This window comes from Polaromonas sp. P1_G1, assembly GCF_056405595.1.
Window position 1 is genome coordinate 1 of sequence record NZ_JBFUBU010000241.1, and the last position, 403, is coordinate 403.

Sequence of the window (403 nt, forward strand, 5' to 3'; positions counted from 1 at the left end):
GCCATCGCCACCCAGCTGTGGAAGCACATTGCCGAGGTCCGCAAGACCCACGGCAAGGCGCTGGCCAAGAAATACCTGGACCTGAACTAGCCGCGCCCTAAGCGTAGGCCAGCGCAGGACGGTCGTCTGCGCCGCCCAGCTTGAAGGTGGACACCACGTGCACCAGGTCTTGCGCCTGGCTCTTGAGGCTGCTGGCCGCGGCGGCCATTTGCTCCACCAGCGCGGCGTTTTGCTGGGTCGCGTGGTCCATCTGGGTCACGGCCTCACCTACTTGGGTTACCCCGGCCGATTGCTCGGTGCTGGCGGCGCTGATCTCGCCCATGATGTCCGTCACGCGGCGGATGCTGGTCACCACCTCGGTCATGGTCTCGCCCGCCTTGTCCACCAGCGCGCTGCCTTGCTC

At 66.5% G+C, this 403-nt stretch carries 1 protein-coding gene; it reads right to left on the reverse strand.

From position 1 onward, the window contains the following. Positions 1 to 97: 97 nt before the first annotated feature. Positions 98 to 403, reverse strand: a 306-nt coding sequence (locus AC1D1Y_RS26665; protein WP_477684993.1) for a methyl-accepting chemotaxis protein, incomplete at its 5' end; no start/stop codon positions are given.